10 protein-coding genes and 1 pseudogene are annotated in these 18,089 nt (G+C 43.1%); 3 read left to right on the top strand and 8 right to left on the bottom strand.

Translation table 11 applies throughout. From position 1 onward, the window contains the following. Positions 1-116 precede the first annotated feature (116 nt). Together crtE and V7L29_RS04965 are read left to right on the top strand one after the other, a co-directional pair. Positions 117-1,049: a geranylgeranyl diphosphate synthase CrtE gene (crtE, locus tag V7L29_RS04970; protein ID WP_334692898.1), complete on the top strand. Its 933-nt coding sequence runs from the start codon at positions 117-119 to the stop codon at positions 1,047-1,049. Between the two features lie 473 nt (positions 1,050-1,522). Beyond that, positions 1,523-1,978 (top strand): divergent PAP2 family protein, encoded by a 456-nt coding sequence (locus V7L29_RS04965; protein ID WP_334734721.1) that lies wholly within the window; start codon positions 1,523-1,525, stop codon positions 1,976-1,978. Between the two features lie 50 nt (positions 1,979-2,028). Here the strand turns inward: V7L29_RS04965 and V7L29_RS04960 are convergent, their stop codons facing one another. From V7L29_RS04960 to V7L29_RS04945, 4 genes are all read right to left on the bottom strand, one after another. Next, positions 2,029-2,673, bottom strand: coding sequence for a hypothetical protein (locus V7L29_RS04960; RefSeq protein ID WP_334734720.1), 645 nt, complete (start codon positions 2,671-2,673; stop codon positions 2,029-2,031). A 191-nt stretch (positions 2,674-2,864) separates the two neighbouring features. Beyond that, complete coding sequence (locus V7L29_RS04955; protein ID WP_334692905.1) at positions 2,865-3,194, bottom strand: MgPME-cyclase complex family protein; 330 nt, start codon at positions 3,192-3,194, stop codon at positions 2,865-2,867. Between the two features lie 65 nt (positions 3,195-3,259). Then, a complete protein-coding gene (locus V7L29_RS04950) occupies positions 3,260-3,976 on the bottom strand; it encodes a SnoaL-like polyketide cyclase (RefSeq protein WP_334734719.1) in 717 nt (238 codons plus the stop codon). Between the two features lie 213 nt (positions 3,977-4,189). Further along, positions 4,190-4,915: a pyridoxine 5'-phosphate synthase gene (locus V7L29_RS04945; protein ID WP_334734718.1), complete on the bottom strand. Its 726-nt coding sequence runs from the start codon at positions 4,913-4,915 to the stop codon at positions 4,190-4,192. 238 nt (positions 4,916-5,153) lie between these two features. Between V7L29_RS04945 and V7L29_RS04940 the strand changes: the two genes are divergently transcribed. Next, on the top strand, positions 5,154-11,207 hold the full coding sequence (locus V7L29_RS04940) for a trifunctional serine/threonine-protein kinase/ATP-binding protein/sensor histidine kinase (protein ID WP_334734717.1): 6,054 nt from the start codon (positions 5,154-5,156) through the stop codon (positions 11,205-11,207). 307 nt (positions 11,208-11,514) lie between these two features. Here V7L29_RS04940 and V7L29_RS04935 read toward each other — a convergent pair. From V7L29_RS04935 to ilvD, 4 genes and pseudogenes are all read right to left on the bottom strand, one after another. Beyond that, positions 11,515-12,497: pseudogene (locus V7L29_RS04935) on the bottom strand (IS982 family transposase). Between the two features lie 392 nt (positions 12,498-12,889). Beyond that, positions 12,890-15,406, bottom strand: coding sequence for a caspase, EACC1-associated type (locus tag V7L29_RS04930; protein ID WP_334734716.1), 2,517 nt, complete (start codon positions 15,404-15,406; stop codon positions 12,890-12,892). A gap of 30 nt (positions 15,407-15,436) precedes the next feature. Then, positions 15,437-15,814 (bottom strand): hypothetical protein, encoded by a 378-nt coding sequence (locus V7L29_RS04925; RefSeq protein ID WP_334734715.1) that lies wholly within the window; start codon positions 15,812-15,814, stop codon positions 15,437-15,439. Positions 15,815-16,110: 296 nt separating this feature from the next. Beyond that, the gene (ilvD, locus tag V7L29_RS04920) at positions 16,111-17,796 is read right to left on the bottom strand and encodes a dihydroxy-acid dehydratase (protein WP_334734722.1); all 1,686 of its coding nucleotides are present in this window, start codon (positions 17,794-17,796) and stop codon (positions 16,111-16,113) included. Positions 17,797-18,089: the final 293 nt, after the last annotated feature.

Here is an 18,089-nt window from a genome sequence, read left to right as displayed (position 1 = left end):
AATATTATTGGTAACTCCTAACTCTTCGCTTTCTTAACTCTTCATTTTTTCAGTCCCACAGCACCTTAAAATTGTGACGTATAAGACAAAAATCCCAAAATGTCAGGAATTTAAGAATGGTAGCAACTGATAACGTTCAAAAGACACCACCAGAGGAAGCCACGTTTAACTTAGCAGTCTATCTCAAAGAGCGACAAAAGCTTTGTGATACTGCTTTGGATCGGGCTATCCCCATCATTTATCCAGAAAAGATTTATGAGGCAATGCGCTACTCGTTATTAGCTGGAGGTAAGCGTGTACGTCCCATTCTTTGCCTTGCTACCTGTGAAATGATGGGTGGAACTATCGAAATGGCCATGCCAACGGCTTGTGCTGTGGAGATGATCCACACAATGTCGTTGATTCATGACGACCTGCCGGCGATGGATAATGACGATTACCGTCGCGGGAAGCTGACGAATCATAAAGTTTTTGGCGAAGATGTGGCGATTTTGGCTGGGGACGGCTTGTTAGCTCTAGCTTTTGAGTTTGTTGCCATTGAAACCCCCCAAAGCGTTAACAGAGAGCTAGTCTTGCAGGTCATTGCCCGTCTTGGTAGGGCGCTAGGGGCAGCCGGTTTGGTTGGTGGTCAAGTTGTCGATTTAGAGTCGGAAGGTAAATCAGATATTTCCCTAGAAACGCTAAATTTCATTCATAAACACAAAACAGCCGCTCTTTTGGAAGCTTGCGTAGTTTGTGGCGGGATCATAACTGGGGCATCACCTGAAGATGTGCAGCGACTGACCCGTTATGCTCAACATATTGGGCTAGCATTCCAAATCATCGATGATATTCTGGATATCACTGCTACTCAAGAGCAATTAGGCAAAACAGCTGGTAAAGACCAAAAAGCGAAGAAAGTGACCTATCCCAGCCTTTGGGGGCTTGAGGAATCTCGCTCAAAAGCCCAAGAGCTAGTTAAAGCAGCTTGTGTAGAATTAGAACCATTTGGGGAAAGAGCCAAGCCACTCCAAGCGATCGCTCATTATATTATCAGCCGCAATAACTAGTACCGTAAGGCGGAAGTCAAAAGGAGCCAATGCGTTGGGCGGCTCTGCCGACTTGTACCCTTACAGGGAAGCAAGCTACGCGCAGCGTCTTTGACAGGAGAAGCAACTGGCGTTCAAAAGTCAAAAGTCAAAATGAATACAGCGTAAGCGTTTCCTTGATTTAGAAGAGGTTGTTTATTTCCGCCGCCCTGTACTAGTACCGCTTTACGGAGTTAGAAATTCGGATACCGCAAGCGTTTCATTGATTTGGAATGGGTGGTTTATTGACGCTATGCTCTACTACACTGGACAGCGGAATTTCAAATTCACTCATTCAAAATTCAAAAAGCTTATCAAGTAAGCTTTTGGGCTATTTTGAATAATTGGTCTGTTTCCGCCGTGATTTACTAGTTTAATTTTGAATTTTGGGTTGAATCTAAATGTTTCCTCAACCAACAACTGCTGCTAATATTTACTAACTTAACCAAAATACCATGCAGGACATAGGCAACATTTTAGACAACCGGGTGCTGCTGGTTGCTCTGGTAGCTTGTTTAATTGCTCAAGCACTAAAGCTCGTAATCGAGATCATCAAACATCGCAAACTGAATGTGCGTGTTTTGGTCACAACTGGAGGTATGCCCAGTGCCCATTCAGCTTTAGTTACAGCTCTAGCTGCTGGTGTAGGGCAAACACTCGGTTGGGGATCTCCTGATTTTGCCGTTGCGATGATTTTTGCGATCATCGTCATGTATGATGCAGCCGGAGTTCGCCAAGCGGCTGGTAAGCAAGCTCGTATTCTCAATCAAATGATTGATGAATTATTTCATGAAAAACCAGACTTTAGCCAAGACCGTCTAAAAGAATTACTCGGACATACACCAGTTCAAGTAATAGCTGGGTCGGCTTTGGGTATAACCATCTATTGGTTAGCTAGGTCTGCTTATTAGTCAATAGTCTACAGTCTACAGTCCATAGTTTATTGACTAATGACTAATGACTACAACCGCACAGTTGAGCGCAGCAGAATCACCTTACGACTATCTACTATGCTGGCAACAAAACCGCCATTGTTCAGCTTCTGCAATGTGTTGTATGCTTCAGTTTGATTGGTAGTATAAACAGCTAACAAGTAAGGGCGTTGTCCATAAGAAACAAAACCTACGTTACCTCGTACTACTTGCTGCACACTATTTACTAGTTCCGGACGGTTGTAATAATCTACCAGCACTGCATAACCCTCTCCTAAGGCTTGAGGATTATAGCTGACTGTCTGCTGAGGTGGCTGTTGCTGTGGCTGCACATCTGGCGTTGTTGGTCGAGTGGTAATTATAGCAGACAAGCCAACAATATTGCTGACATATCTTGCCCAACGATTGGCATCGTCAATTTTGTTAAAGCCCCCTACTCGCGTCACAGTTTCGTTGAGATATTTGCAGGTGATGGTCTTAAGTTCAGGTGGTAAGGCACTACGCAACTGCTTTTGATTATTTGCTGTGGGACTGACTACCAATAACAGATACTCACCCGTATTTGGTGGTTGACAAAGGGGAATGCCTTGTTGGGCAAAGACAGAACTCATGCCACCAATCAAATGAGTGATCGTTAATCCTAAAACACTTGGTAAAGTCTGAAATCTATGCACAAAAGTTAGATTATGTAAATCAAGGTGTCTTAAAAGATTTTATAAGAAAAAAGCTGAAAACCCAGCTACTTCAGTATGGGATTGAAAGTAGTGTAAAAAAATATATTTTGTTATGTACAAATAAAATTAGGGAGTGGGGATTGGGGACTGGAGACAAGGAGAATAACCATGCCCCATGCCCAATGCCCAGATTAGGAAACAGTAGTAAGCGATGCCAAAGCATCTGGTATTGTCTCAGAAGGGGCCTGAAATTCTCCAGTGATAACGTACTCTAAACGCAGTTTTAGCCAAGTAATAAATTGGGGATTAGTGGAAATAATTGCTACTGCTGGTTGAGGACACTTCGCCTTTAGCTGTATAAACTGGGGTGTTTCCAAGAAAGCTGGTTGCTCAACCAACCAAAAATCTATTTGTTTTTCTTGTTCGTGGTAGTGACGGGTACGCTCTTTGATAACTTCATGTATAGGTTCTTCTTGGAGAAGAAAGCGTTGACTGGCCAAAACGTAATAGTATGTTTGCATTTTCATCCTTTGATTGCTATATGAATAATTTAAGGGTACAATGCTGCACTCTGTACCCTTAGAAACTAACTTTTGTGGAATTTCTTAAACCAAGAACTGAACGGACAAGCACTTACCTGGTTTTCAGCATTTGTCTTGCCACCAGATGTTAGCTTTTCCAAGAACAGACTATTGTCAAAGTAGTGTTCTAAGGAAATAAGCTTCAAGTCATCGGTAACTTTTGCAATGCTCATGCCGATAATTTCTACTGTCTCTCCAGTCGGTGCATAGTCTTTGTATTCTCCATTAAAATGTCCCCAATGCCGCCACTTGAATGTCACGTTTGGTGGCCCTGAGAAAACTTCTACAACTTCCCAAGGAAATCCTCGGGGAAATGTTGTGTGGAAGACTTTTGCGGATGATTCAAAGCTTTCTTCTGAAGCCTTGTAATGTTCTGAATCAGCCATAAACAAATTGTAAGTACCTTGGGCTGATACATCTGCTGCTGTGTACTCTACTCCACCATTGGTACTGACGCGAAACTTGTCATTCACAATAGATAACCACTCTTGCGGGTTAGCTTTGAAAGATACCTCCATCTCAAAGGTTCGTACCAAGTTTTGCACGATCGCTTCCAGTGTACCTTCAAGGTGATTGTAGATACTTTCTTGGGCGAGATTCTCGTTTGAACGGGAATAATCAGGTGGTGTCTGATAGCGCCACTCCACATCATTGCTTTCTGCTATCACCTGATCCCGATCCTGTACCCAAAGCGGCAGGTTGTTAGATTGTGTTGCGCTCATAGAAGTTTTTGCTGAAGATTTGATCCCAATTTCTAGATTTCGCAGTGACAACCCCTCTTTTAAGACAGGTTATAGGGGAGTGGGGAAGAGGCAGAGGGGCAGGGAGCTGGGAGCAGAGGGGATAAGAGGTAATTTTCTTATTCTCTCCCCCTTGCCCCCTCTTCCCCTTATCCCCAGAGGGGCCCCGAGTCCCCCTGCTCCCCTGCCTCTTCCCTATGTCCCATGCCCTCTTATAGCTTGTTTCATTTCGCGGACTGCCCTTTCCATACCTACTAATGCAGCCCGACTGATGATGGTATGACCGATGTTGAGTTCTTCCATACCTGGAAGCGCAGCTACAGGATAGACATTCCAGTAGGTGAGTCCATGTCCAGCGTTGACTCGCAATCCAGCTTGAATCGCTTGTTCACACCCTTTAGCTAATATGGCTAATTCTCGCTGGCGATTTGTTTCATCCTTAGCCTCAGCATATTGTCCGGTGTGCAATTCTATAAACCGCGCCTGTATTTTGACAGATGCTTCAATTTGTGCTGGTTCAGCGTCGATAAATAAACTAACTGGAATGTTAGCGCTTTGCAATTTATCAACTATCTCACCTATTCTAGCAAGTTGCCCGACAACATTTAGTCCGCCTTCTGTTGTGACTTCTTCGCGCTTTTCGGGGACTAAAGTTACGTAATCTGGTTTGAGATCGAGAGCAATCGCTAGCATTTCAGCTGTAGCGGCCATTTCTAAATTAAGATGCGATCGCACTGTTTGCCGCAACAGTAGCACATCCCTGTCTTGGATATGCCGCCGATCTTCGCGCAGATGCACCGTAATCCCATCTGCACCGCCTAATTCTGCCAGCACCGCCGCCGCCACGGGGTCTGGTTCCACCGTCCGCCGTGCTTGCCGGATGGTGGCGATGTGGTCAATGTTAACACCAAGTGTAAGCACCCCAAATTTCTCCCGAATCCACAGTCCTCAGAACTTGATTTTACCGGAAACAACGGCAGTTTTGCTTGAGAACGAAAAGACACATCACACACGTTAAATGCGATGTCTACGATGGTCACTGAGCTTTGTTGAAGTGTGGGCTATTCGGTGTTGCCCAAAAGAAAACTGAGTTAGAAAAAGCTGATTTTTGGACAGACTACTTTAAATAAATAGCTGATTTAACGAGAGTTGATCAAGTATGAATACAGCAGTTGAACCGATGGACAAGCTTTTGAACTATCGAATTAGCTATCAACTTTATGTAGGGTCTAGAACCTTGGTTTACCGTGCAATTCGAGAGGCCGATCAACTTCCGGTCGTAATCAAACTGCTCCAGCAAGAGTTTCCTACCTTCAACGAACTGCTGCTGTTCCGTAATCAGTACACTATCGCTAAAAATATTGACTTACCTGGTATTGTTCATCCCTATAGTCTGGAACCTTACGGCAACAGCTATGCTTTGGTAATGGAGGATTTTGGTGGCATTTCCCTCAAAGATTGGATGAACAAAAAAATCGGGAGCAACCAATATATTTTGACAGAGTTCTTGGAGATTGCGATCGCTTTGAGCAATATTCTTGACGGACTCTATCGCTATCGGGTTATCCACAAAGATATCAAGCCTGCCAACATTCTCATTAATCCGGAAACTAAGCAAGTTAAGTTGATTGACTTTAGCATTGCCTCTCTTTTACCTAGAGAAACCCAGGAAATTCACAGTCCTAATGTCTTAGAAGGTACTTTGGCTTACCTTTCCCCGAAACAAACCGGGCGGATGAATCGCAAAATTGACTATCGCTGTGATTATTACTCTCTGGGCGTTACCTTCTATGAACTGCTTACCGGACAGCTACCCTTCCAGTTTAATGATCTGATGGAGTTGGTTCACTGTCATATTGCCAAGCAACCGGATCAATTCAAAATTAAAAGTGACGCTCTCTACGAGACGCGCAAGGGACGCGGACTCGCTAACGCTCCGCTAACAAAATTCAAAAATGAAGAACCTATTCCCCAAGTTCTTTGTGACATTGTGATCAAATTGATGGCGAAAAATGCTGAAGACCGCTATCAGAGTGCATTAGGGCTGAAATTTGATTTAGAACAATGTTTGGAGCAACTGAAGAACACGGGTAGAATTGAGAGTTTCCCAATTGCCCAAAGGGATATTTGCGATCGCTTCATCATCCCAGAAAAGCTCTACGGTCGCCAAGCCGAAGTTAAAAGCTTACTGGATGCCTTTGAAAGAGTCAGTCAGGGAAGCACTGAAATTATGTTGGTAGCAGGTTTCTCTGGGATTGGTAAAACTGCTGTGATTAACGAAGTCCACAAGCCAATTGTGCGACAACGGGGTTATTTCATTAAAGGTAAATTTGACCAATTCGGGCGCAACATTCCTTTCTTTGCCTTTGTACAAGCCTTTCGAGATTTAATAGGACAACTGCTGAGTGAAACTGACGCCCAATTTGAGCAGTGGAAGTACAAAATTCTCTCTGCTTTGGGTGAAAACGGACAAGTGATGATTGAGGTGATTCCAGAACTGGAAAGTATGATTGGTAAACAGCCTCCTGCGCCGGAACTCTCCGGGAGTGCAGCACAAAATCGCTTCAATTTGCTGTTTTTAAAATTCACTCAAATCTTCACAACAAGAGAACATCCATTGGTGATCTTTATTGATGACCTGCAATGGGCAGATTCTGCTTCTTTAAAGTTAATGCACTTATTAATGAGCGAAGCTGACATCGGCTATCTACTATTAATTGGTGCTTACCGAGATAACGAAGTCAACCCAGTACATCCGCTGATGCTGACTTTGGAAGAAATTCAGAAGTTAGACGCTACAGTCAATACGATTACTTTAGCTCCCCTGGCTCAAATATCCCTCAATCATTTGGTTGCAGATACATTGAGTTGCTCTCTAACATTAGCCGCACCGTTAACAGAGTTAGTATTGAGCAAAACTAAAGGCAATCCTTTCTTCAGCACCCAGTTTCTCAAAGCGCTACATCAAGATCAACTAATTACATTTAACCCCCTTCAGTCCCACGCCAGATGCTACCCTGCGGGAACGCTAAGAGCGAACAAGTCGGCAGAGCCGCCCAACGCACTGGCTCCCCTTCCTAAGGGGGGAAGTCAAGGGGGGTGGGAATGTGATCTTACTCAAGTGCGCTCTCTTGCCCTTAGCGATAATGTAGTAGAGTTCATCGCAATTCAACTTCAGAAGTTGCCAACACCGACTCAAGAAGTTTTGAAATTAGCGGCTTGTGTGGGAAACCAATTTGATTTAGCGACATTAGCGATCGTCCATGAGAAATCCCAGGTAGAAACAGCCGCAGATTTTTGGAAAGCTGTGCAGGATGGGTTGATTATCCCTACCAATGAGGTCTATAAATTCTATCAAGAGGAGTCAGAATTCAGAATTCAGAATTCAGAACAGCAACACAATTCTCCCGATTGTTGTTACAAATTTCTTCACGATCGCATTCAGCAAGCTGCCTATTCACTAATTCCTGACAATCAAAAGCAATTTATTCACCTGCAAATTGGACGTTTGCTGCAACAAGCCACTACTGCAAATCAACGAGATGAGAAAATTTTTGCGATCGTTAACCACCTCAATCAAGGGGCCACTTTGATTAGTGACGAGCAGGAGCAACAGGAACTCGTGCAGTTAAACTTGGCGGCTGGGCGTAAAGCTAAGAGTGCAACAGCCTACGCCGCAGCTTTAGACTATTTCAACACAGGTATTGCGATGCTAACAGATAATTGCTGGCACAGCCAATACAATCTCGCCTTCATCTTGTATGAAGAAGCAACAGAATCAGCTTACCTCTGCACCGATTTTGAACAGATGGAACAGTTAGCTGAGATAGTACTGAATCATGCCCAATCTTGGCTGGATCGGGTAAATATCTACAGTATTAAAATCCAGGCTTGCATGGCACAACATCAGCAGCTAGAAGCCTTGCAATTAGCGCGAAAAATACTCAAGCATTTGGGAGTACATTTGCCAGAACAACCCACCCCAGCAGACATCGAACAGGCACTGAGGCACACCCAGACCTTGCTTAATGGCAGGTCAATCGAATCTTTACTGGAATTACCCCAAATGACCGCACCGGAGAAAAAAGCGGCAATGGTTATTTTATCCAGCATTATTTCTGCTGCCTATCAAACTGCCCCTGAGCTTTTGCCCCTGGTGATCTTTGCCGAGTTCGATTTATCAGTAGAATACGGCAATGCTCCCGAATCGACTTATGGCTATGTAATGTATGGGTTGACATTGGTTGCCATATTGGGAGATATTGACGCAGGCTATCGGTTTGGGCAATTGGGGATGAATCTCCTGCAACGCATTCATGCTCCCAAGTTAACCGCTAAAACCATTTTTGCCTTTAACTGCTTCCTTAGACATTGGCAAGAACCTGCAAAATATACCCTGGAAGGATATTTGCAAGCCTACTCCACTGGGCTAGAAATTGGTGACATTGAGTATGTCGCTCTTAGCCTGATGTGTTATTGCGACACAGCTTACTGGAGTGGTCAGGAACTATCTGCCTTAAGACAAACAATAGAAGCTCAGTGCCAGGTCATTCAGCAATTACGCCAGGATAGTTGTCTCTACAGACAAAGTGTTTATCATCAGGTTGTAGTCAATTTGTTGGAGGTTGTGCTTGAACCTGAGCGATTGCTTGGCGAATACTGCCATGAGGATCAAATAATTCAGCTTTATCTCAAAACGAATCACGGAGTAGCACTATATCATGTTTACTTCAATAAACTGTTCCTCTCCTACCTGTTCCAACACTATGAACAAGCTCTACAAAACGCCAAACTGGCAGAACCATATTTGGGTGCAGTCACCGGACTAATGCTGGTTCCTATCTTCTATTTCTATGATGCATTGGTTCAATTAGCGGTTTATCCAGATGCCAGTGAAACAGACCAAATCAGCATTATACAGAGGGTGACAGCCTATCAAGAAAAACTCAGCATCTGGGCAGATCATGCACCCAGCAATCAGGCTCACCGCCATGCTTTAGTTGTCGCAGAAAAATGTCGAGTCTTGGGGGCAAAAGCTGAGGCAATTGAGTATTACGATCGCGCCATTGCTAAAGCCAAAGAAAACGAATACCTCAACGAAGAAGCTATCGCCAACGAACTCGCAGCCAAGTTTTATTTAGAATGGGGCAAAGAACGCATTGCCCAAGAGTATTTGATTAATGCTTACTATTGCTACACACGCTGGGGCGCTAAAGCCAAAGTCGATGACTTAGAACAGCGTTATCCACAACTGTTAGCCCCCATTTTACAACAGAGGCGTTCAGGAAGTGACTCTGAAAAAGTATCGCCACTCATGCCCAATGAGACAATCACAAATATTGACAGCATTGCTACCTTGCACCCTAGTATTAGCAAATCAGTAAGTTCGAGCAGCAGTGCATCAGTAATGCTAGATTTAGCAACGGTTCTCAAAGCCTCTCAGACTCTCTCCAGTGAAATAGAACTGGAAAAATTACTTACGAAGCTACTGCAAGTGGTAATTGAAAATGCTGGAGCAGATAAGTGTGCATTACTACTACTTAAAGAAGATAGATTGGTAGTTGAAGCGACTGCTCAAGTTGGGCAGCAATCAATCCTGCTACAGTCCATTTTTGTGGAAGATAGCGCAGACGTTCCCCATAGCCTAATTTACACCGTCAAACGCAACCTACAACCTACGGTGATTATTAATGCAACAGTGCATCCAGCGTTGATAGCTGATCCCTACATCATTCGTCAAAAACCCAAAAGCTTACTGTGTACGCCGATTCTGTATCAAGGCAAACTGTTGGGGATTTTGTATTTAGAAAACAATCTTACTACTGGGGTGTTTACCAGCGATCGCGTCGAAATTCTGAATCTGTTATGCACTCAAGCTGCAATCTCCCTGGAAAATGCCCGACTTTATCAGCAAGCACAAGATACTCTAGAAAACCTGGGACAGACTGAACAATTCTTGCGGTTAATTATTGACAATATCCCCCAGTCTGTTTTCTGGAAAGACCGCAATTGTGTTTATTTAGGCTGTAACCATAACTTTGCTCAAGCTTCGGGTATAGGACTGCCAGAAAATGTTATCGGTAAAACAGACTACGACCTTCCCTGGACTCGTGAAGAATCAGATTCGTATGTAGAATGCGATCGGCGCATTATGGAGTCTGGACAAGCTGAACTCAATATTATCGAAACCATCCAGAAAACAGATGGAAAACAAATCTGGTCGAATACAAACAAAATTCCGCTACGAGATCAACAAGGAAACGTTTTTGGCATCCTTGGCACATTTGAGAATATCACAGAACACCACCAAGCACAACACTTGCTACAACAGCAAAAGCAACAATTAGAACAAGCATTGCAAGAACTCCAAACGATGCAATTGCAATTGGTGCAGGGTGAGAAAATGTCTGCCCTTGGTAATCTGGTAGCAGGTGTTGCCCATGAAATTAACAATCCTGTCGGCTTTATTGCCGGCAACTTAGAACCAGCAAAAGATTATGTCAAGGATTTGTTTGGGCTAATTAAGCTTTATCAAGAGAAGTTTCCAGAGCCAGGCTCTGACATTGAAGACGAAATTGATGCGATGGATTTGGATTATTTACGCGAAGATTTACCTAAATTGCTGGACTCAATGAAATTGGGTGTTAACCGTATCCGCAGTATCAGCACTAGTCTGCGAACCTTTTCCAGAGCAGATAAAGATTACAAAGTTCCTTTCGATATTCACGAAGGCATTGACAGTACTATTTTGATTCTGAGACATCGTTTAAAAGCCAACGAAAACCGTCCAGAAATTAAGGTAGTAAAAAAGTATGGCAAATTACCCTTAGTGGAATGCTTTGCTGGACAACTCAATCAGGTGTTTATGAACTTATTGGCAAATGCTATTGATGCACTTGAAGAATACAATACACGGAGTTTAGAAGACATTCTAGCCAACCCCAATTGTATCACCATTCAAACCAGTGTAGCCGAATCAGGACAGCACATTTTGATTAAGATTGCTGATAACGGAGTAGGAATGTCACCGGAGGTCAAACAACGAGTATTTGACCATTTATTCACCACCAAGCCAGTAGGAAAAGGTACAGGATTGGGATTAGCGATCGCTCGTCAAATTATCGTTGAAGGACATGGCGGTTCACTCTCCTGTACTTCAGAAGTTGGACAGGGCACAGAGTTTATCATTCAAATCTCTACTCAACAACATTAATAAGTAAAAAGTAAAAATACAGCTTTCTTTTGCCTTCTAAATTTTAACTTGGAGCAAAGGGACGATGATGCTTAAATTACGCCAAGGCTGGTTGAAAACCAACCCCAGGTGGTATGCTCTAACTCGCAAAAATCACTACTCATTGAAATGGCGATCACTTATCAAATTATTGTATACAAACATGCAAGAAGTCTTGAATTTGATTCTGTACTAGGACGTGAGATATGCGTAATTGTCGAGATTGGGTTAAGAATAATTTATAATCATTTGTAATCTGCACTTCTTAATTTAACGTGAGTTCGGCGAATTAAAAAACAGCAGGAGGTAGAGCAGGCAAGTCTTTTGGATAAATATCAAGCGAGGGTTTTTTAGGAAGATAAGTATAAGCCGCCAAACCCGCCATCAAATTGACCAAGAAGTTAAATATACTACGATGGCGAGAATGTTCTATCTGGCACAGGTTTTTGAGATGGTCATTAACCGATTCAATAACTGCACGTTTGCGTAAAAGAATTTTATCAATCAATTTTACCAAAGGGTTCTTACAAAGTTCTGATCGGAGGAAACCTCCGCTCAGACTTTGCGCTTTTTCATCTTCTTTTTAGATTTAGTAACTAACTGCAATCCCCGCTCATATAATTCTTCAAATAATTTTTTTGAGATATATCCTCGGTCTCCAAACAGTTGAGCCAGTGCGTTGGGCGGCTCTGCCGACTTGAAGCAACTGGCGTTACCAATTAAGTCCTTGGTCATATCTGGGACAGGCACTTGGTCATCAATATTCGCACTCGTCAGCTTGAATGCAAGCAATTCTCCACATTCGTTGATAATCAGATGAAGTTTAAAACCAAAGAACCAACCCACCGAATTTTTGCCCCAATTGACTAATCCTTTAAATACCTTGTGTGCGTGTGCGCGGCATCGATGACAAACTTCAATTGGGGTTGAGTCAATAAAACTAATCCCTGTTATTTCACCCGTGCGTGTGTGCAAAAAACAACACAGAAGCATTAAACACCAAGGCATTAACTCAACAAATCTTGTGTAGCTGACCAAATTTGGGAATGCATTACGCCAACCAGGAAGTACTTGTAGCGTATAAAACTCCTTAAATGTCCGCTAGCCAGAGCCATGAAATGCGATCGCAATTGTCATCACCTCCGATAAATGCATACTGTAAGTGCTGCGACGCTCTCCAATCATGGATGGTAGCTGTGGTATTTCCTGCCACAAACGTTCCCATGAGGAGCAGAAGTCATCAACATCGCAAAAAATCTGCGTCACATCCAGTCGAGATACAATAGATTCCATCACTGAGACACCCTTTTTTTCATGTAATTACAGTCTCAGCTTTTTTTTGTACCTTTTTCAACCCGTCGAACTCACGTTTATTTAACAAGCTATCGGCAGATTATGATAAAAATTTAAGGCTTTCTGAAAAAGGCGCTCGCTCATGATCGAGTTGCTGTAATATCATGTCCGGGTAATTAGTTATGATTTCCACAATCATTGCACCCCACCCCGCTTGCGGGGAGGGGAGACAAAGCGTAGCTTTGGCTCTTTGGGGTCTTGGGTTTTATAAGTAATCAAGCGGACATGATATAAGTCAAAAATTGGATGCGGTCACTATTTGGAAATATAAGAATGAGTAAGTGTGATCGCTATTAAGTAAAGCTGCAAAACTAAGGTATAATCGGTATAAACTCATATTTATCAGTACCAGGTTTTTGTTGAACTTTGACTAAGAATATGTCATTGTTTTTGCGATCGCCTGATGCTAAAAACTGAATCTTTCCCGTTGCACCATCGACTGAAAAATCTGGATTGTGCAGCACCTTTTGCAATTCATCGCGTTTGTTGGTTCGTTGTAAACCTGCGATGATCGCCAAAGTTGCATCATAAGCCGTAGCTGTTCGCCAATTGACAGTTGCACCCCAAAGTTTTTGGGCTTTTTGGGGAAAGATATTATTAGGAAATGCTGCGGGATACCAAGGTGCAGAGATTATCAGTCCGTTGATACCTCTGCCCTGTTTTAAGGTTTCGTCAGTCAAAAGTGTAGGACTGCCAAATACAGTCAACTGTCCTTGATTAGATTGTGCCACCGCTAGACCTTGCTTTATTTTGTCTATATAAAGACCTAACACCAAAGCATTAGCACCGCTACGTACAGCTTGAGAAATGATAGTACTAGGGTTAAAGTCACGGGCAGAAATATCGCACTCTGTAGAATTAATCTGACCGCCAGCAGCATTTATCGCTTTAACAAACTCATTGTTAAACGACAGATTATCTATCCCTTGGTAATCAACACAGATAAGAAAATTGGTTTTGCCCGCTATTTTAATGGCGTAATTAGAGACGCTATCTGCTATGGATTTAACATTAGGAGCGGTGCGGAAGATATAATTGCCAACACTGGTAAGGTTTTGGGCAAAACTGGTGGGAGACATCATTACTAACCCAGCTTTTTGATAGACTGAGGCTGCGGAGAGAGAAGCATTACTAGAATTATGCCCCACGACCGCTAAGATGCTGGCATCTTTGCCAAACCGAGTGGCAAGCTGTACAGCTTCACTTGGATCATTATCATCATTAGCGATCGCTACCTCTAAAGCTTTGCGATTAATATCACCACTGTTATTCACCTCATCTTGAACTTGGGCCACGCCGCGCAGTATCTCTTTTGCTACATTGGGATTTTTACCAATAGGTACACTCACAGCAATTTTGAGTCTATAGCTTTTGAGCCTAGCTCTAGCGTTATTCAAATAAATCAATGTTTCTGGATCAGTAGAATTTACTTTTCTGGATGAATTAAATTTATCAATAGCAGTATTACAATCACCATTTAAAAATGCTTGAACTCCAGCTTTTTTATCTGGGTTGGTATCTTGTTTTAATAGAATTTCTTCACCTGAGCTAATTCTATCGTCCAAGTTATATGGCTCTTTGTTAGCACAGAAATTTTCTGTAATAGGAGGTGTAAATATAGGTCGAAAAACATATACTAGAGTACCGCCAATAACTACTCCGATTACTCCGATAATGCACGCTACCACGTAGTTTATAAAATTGCTATTTTGGGGAGGTAAAGGATTGACAATTACCGGAGGTGTGGTAAGTGGCTGTTCGGCAATTATAGGAGCTTCGATTAGGGCTATATCTTCATCTCGGAGTCCTAACGCTTGCTGAAGACGTTTCAAGTTAGCGCGAGTTTTATCACTGGGAGGAAACCCAAGTTTAATTTCATTACGGAATGCTAGCTCATATCGCTTCAATTTTTTCTTGTAGACTTCGATAGGTGCTAAAACCTTAATTTCAATTGCAGCAGTCTCCTCAGGTGCAAGTTCTAGCTCCTCTTGTAGTCCTTCCAATGCAGCGCGACCAGTAAAAGAAATTTCACCGTTACCACTCTCTATCCAATAATCGACTTCTCGACGATATTTAAGCTTAGGATCATCAATAGGTGCTTTAGCAAGGTTTATTTTATAGCCTTCTTTGATAGCATATATTTCCGGTTTCATTGCAGGAGTAGCTTCTTGTACTGCCTTGGTGGCATATTCATGTAATTCATCAACAGAAATCCAACCATCTTCATCCCGGTCTGCTGCACCAGTCTCCAGCCCCTCAACTATGTACCGAGTGTAAGTTGAGGTATCTGCTCCTTGCTGTTCAAAAGCAAATTGGGTTGAAGTTGAGGAAGTGAGAACGGCTCGCCCTTCCCCACCCAATTGGTTTCTGATATCTACAAAACCATTATCTTTTGCTGACATACCCTCAGCAAATGCGCCACTAAAGCAACAATCAAGAATTACTACCTCGCGCCTAGAGCGACTATTACTCATCACCTCATGCACAAAGCTAGCTGGTACTATTGTTGCCTTAACCAGCACTCCTTTGTCAGTTTTACGGGTATTGCAAGCTGCAAAGAAAAGCTTACCGCCCTCATCTTTAATGCCATGTCCAGAGAAAAACAGCAGTAAGAGGTCATCTTTTTGACGACCATCAAACAAGGTTTCGATCGCTACCGCCATCTCATGTTGTTGAGGATTTACCAACAGTGTTACATCATCAAAGCCGCCAATCTCTGGATGCAGCAAAACTCGCTGCATTGCATTAACATCTTTTATTGTCGCTGGCAATGGGGTAAAGCCAGGCTCATACTCACTGACTCCTATTAGCAGTGCTACTTTCGCCATGTCGCTATTCTTCCTTACTGCTGGAATTTCTTAGTTACCTGCAACAAACTTTTGTGCTTGTTCAATGGCGGCGGCTAATTCTTTCTGACTGCTAGCTTTCACCTTAAGTTTTTTACCGTTAGCTTCAACTTCCAATTCAATGCTTTTGTTACCCAAGCGATCGCCCAAATATCCCAGCAATTTCTTAAAATTGGCAAGACTCACCTCTGTCTGCAACACCCCCACCAGAAAACCGCCAACAGATCTGGCTCCTTCCGGTATTTCTGTAACTGCTACGAGTTCAGCACTCTCTACATCTAAATCCTTGATTTCTCGCAGGAGATTTCGCGTTTCCCGTTCTTGTTCCTCTGCATCTAAGTCTGGATTAGAAAGAGCGATCATTAACTTGACGTTAGATTCAAAACTCATTTTGTACCCTTTTCGGTTTTTAGGCAGTTGACTGTCAACTATATTTCCGTGATTTCTCTATTGACATCATATCTGCTCTGTAAATTTCCTGAAACTTCTTCAAGATTTTGACAAAAACTCAGAAAATTTAGGTAAAAATTACTATAAATACGGAGTATCGCTCCTTTAGCTTCCAATAATTCCACGCACGCAGCAGTTCTGGGGCGTTATATCCTATATTCCGCACTTTGAATGAATTGGGAAGCCTACACTGTACCGCCAGTCCAGTGTAGGTAGTTAATATCATGTCAGGTTAATTAAAACAAGTCCAAATCTGTTACAGCACCAATACTGCTAGAAGATACCAATTTGGCATATTTCGCCAACACGCCTTTAGTGTAACGCGGAGCAGGAGGTTGCCAGTTGGCACGACGACGGGCCAATTCTTCTTCAGATATGTTCAACTGCAAGAGGCGTGCAGGTGCATCAATGGTAATACTATCGCCTTCTTCTACAAGAGCGATCGCACCACCAACTGCCGCTTCTGGAGCAACATGACCAACCACCATGCCGTAAGTACCGCCAGAAAAGCGTCCATCGGTAATTAATCCCACAGCATCACCCAAACCAGCACCGATAATTGCTGAGGTGGGAGCCAACATTTCTCGCATCCCAGGGCCACCTTTGGGCCCTTCATAGCGGATGACGAGAATATCACCAGCTTGAATCTTCCCCGCCAAAATTGCATCTAAAGAGGCTTCTTCCGATTCAAACACGCGGGCGGGCCCAGTAATTACTGGCTTTTTCACCCCGGTAATTTTGGCGACAGCCCCTTCCGTTGCCAGATTACCTCTGAGAATGGCTAAATGTCCTTGGGCATACATCGGGTTATTCCAAGGACGAATTACATCTTGGTTGACAGATGGTTCTTGCGGTATGTCTGCTAATATCTCTGCAATTGTTTGACCAGTAATAGTAATGCTATCCCCATGTAGTAAATCATGCGCGAGTAGCATTTTCATCACTTGGGGAATACCACCAGCTTTGTGCAAATCTGTAGCGACATATTTACCACTTGGTTTTAAATCACATAAAACGGGAACACGGGCGCGGATAGTTTCAAAGTCGTCTAGAGTTAATTCTACATCAGCAGCGCGGGCGATCGCTAAAAAATGCAACACTGCATTCGTCGAGCCACCTACCGCCATAATCACAGAAATGGCATTCTCTATAGATTTACGGGTGATAATTTGCCGGGGTAAGATTTGTTTCCGAATAGCTTCGACTAACACAAACGCTGATTTTTCCGCGCTGTCGGCTTTTTCGGCATCTTCCGCCGCCATTGTCGAGGAATAGGGCAAACTCATCCCTAGCGCTTCAAATGCTGAAGACATGGTGTTAGCCGTGAACATTCCCCCACAGGAACCCGTACCAGGACAAGCCCGACTTTCAACTTCTAATAATTCCTTGTCGTCAATTTTTCCAGCACTGTATTGACCAACAGCTTCAAAAGAGCTGACAACAGTTAAATCGCGTCCGTTGTAGTGGCCGGGTTTAATTGTGCCACCGTAAACAAAGATAGCAGGGATATTCATCCGGGCGATCGCTAACATTGCCCCTGGCATATTTTTATCACAACCGCCAATGGCCAACACACCATCCATGCTTTGTCCAGTACAGGCGGTTTCAATGGAATCGGCAATCACTTCCCGCGATACCAGGGAATATTTCATCCCTTCAGTTCCCATTGAAATCCCATCGCTAACGGTAATCGTGCCGAACACTTGCGGCATCGCCCCGGCAGTTCTAGTACCAACTTCTGCCCTTTGTGCCAGTTGATTTATCCCCATATTGCAGGGAGTGATCGTACTGTAGCCATTGGCAATGCCCACAATCGCTTTGTTGAAATCTTCATCTTTAAAACCAACTGCACGCAGCATAGCTCGATTAGGCGATCGCTGCACCCCTTGTGTCACAATTTGGCTTCTTAAATTCTCCGACATCATTTTTCCTTCCCTGGCCTCATCGCTTGTATTGCGATTGTATTACTTGATTTTCTCATGTATACGTGGCGCGATCGAGCCTTAGCAAGCATTGCTAATTCTCTATTTCTCAGATGTGCTTCTGTTACTAATTAATAGAACAGTATTAGAGGATGTTTGAAAAGTATTTTTATTAACATCAAAACCCCAGAAACCTAACCTTTCAAGGGTAGGGAATTAAAAATCAGGCAGTAGAAAGGGTGATTTGAAAGACATTCATTTGAGGAGTGAAGTTAGGCCACTGCTCAGGAAAA

The organism is Nostoc sp., from assembly GCF_036916575.1.
GTDB lineage: Bacteria > Cyanobacteriota > Cyanobacteriia > Cyanobacteriales > Nostocaceae > Nostoc.
Note: the sequence above shows the minus strand (reverse complement) of the source record. Positions and strands in the feature narration are given on the sequence as shown.

Excerpts from the sequence above, each read along its gene's own strand:
- V7L29_RS04955 (WP_334692905.1), bottom strand. The coding sequence starts at position 3,194 with ATGCAAACATACTATTACGTTTTGGCCAGTCAACGCTTTCTTCTCCAA.
- ilvD (WP_334734722.1), bottom strand. The coding sequence starts at position 17,796 with ATGTCGGAGAATTTAAGAAGCCAAATTGTGACACAAGGGGTGCAGCGA.
- V7L29_RS04950 (WP_334734719.1), bottom strand. The coding sequence starts at position 3,976 with ATGAGCGCAACACAATCTAACAACCTGCCGCTTTGGGTACAGGATCGG.
- V7L29_RS04925 (WP_334734715.1), bottom strand. The coding sequence starts at position 15,814 with ATGAGTTTTGAATCTAACGTCAAGTTAATGATCGCTCTTTCTAATCCA.
- V7L29_RS04965 (WP_334734721.1), top strand. The coding sequence starts at position 1,523 with ATGCAGGACATAGGCAACATTTTAGACAACCGGGTGCTGCTGGTTGCT.
- crtE (WP_334692898.1), top strand. The coding sequence starts at position 117 with ATGGTAGCAACTGATAACGTTCAAAAGACACCACCAGAGGAAGCCACG.
- V7L29_RS04940 (WP_334734717.1), top strand. The coding sequence starts at position 5,154 with ATGAATACAGCAGTTGAACCGATGGACAAGCTTTTGAACTATCGAATT.
- V7L29_RS04930 (WP_334734716.1), bottom strand. The coding sequence starts at position 15,406 with ATGGCGAAAGTAGCACTGCTAATAGGAGTCAGTGAGTATGAGCCTGGC.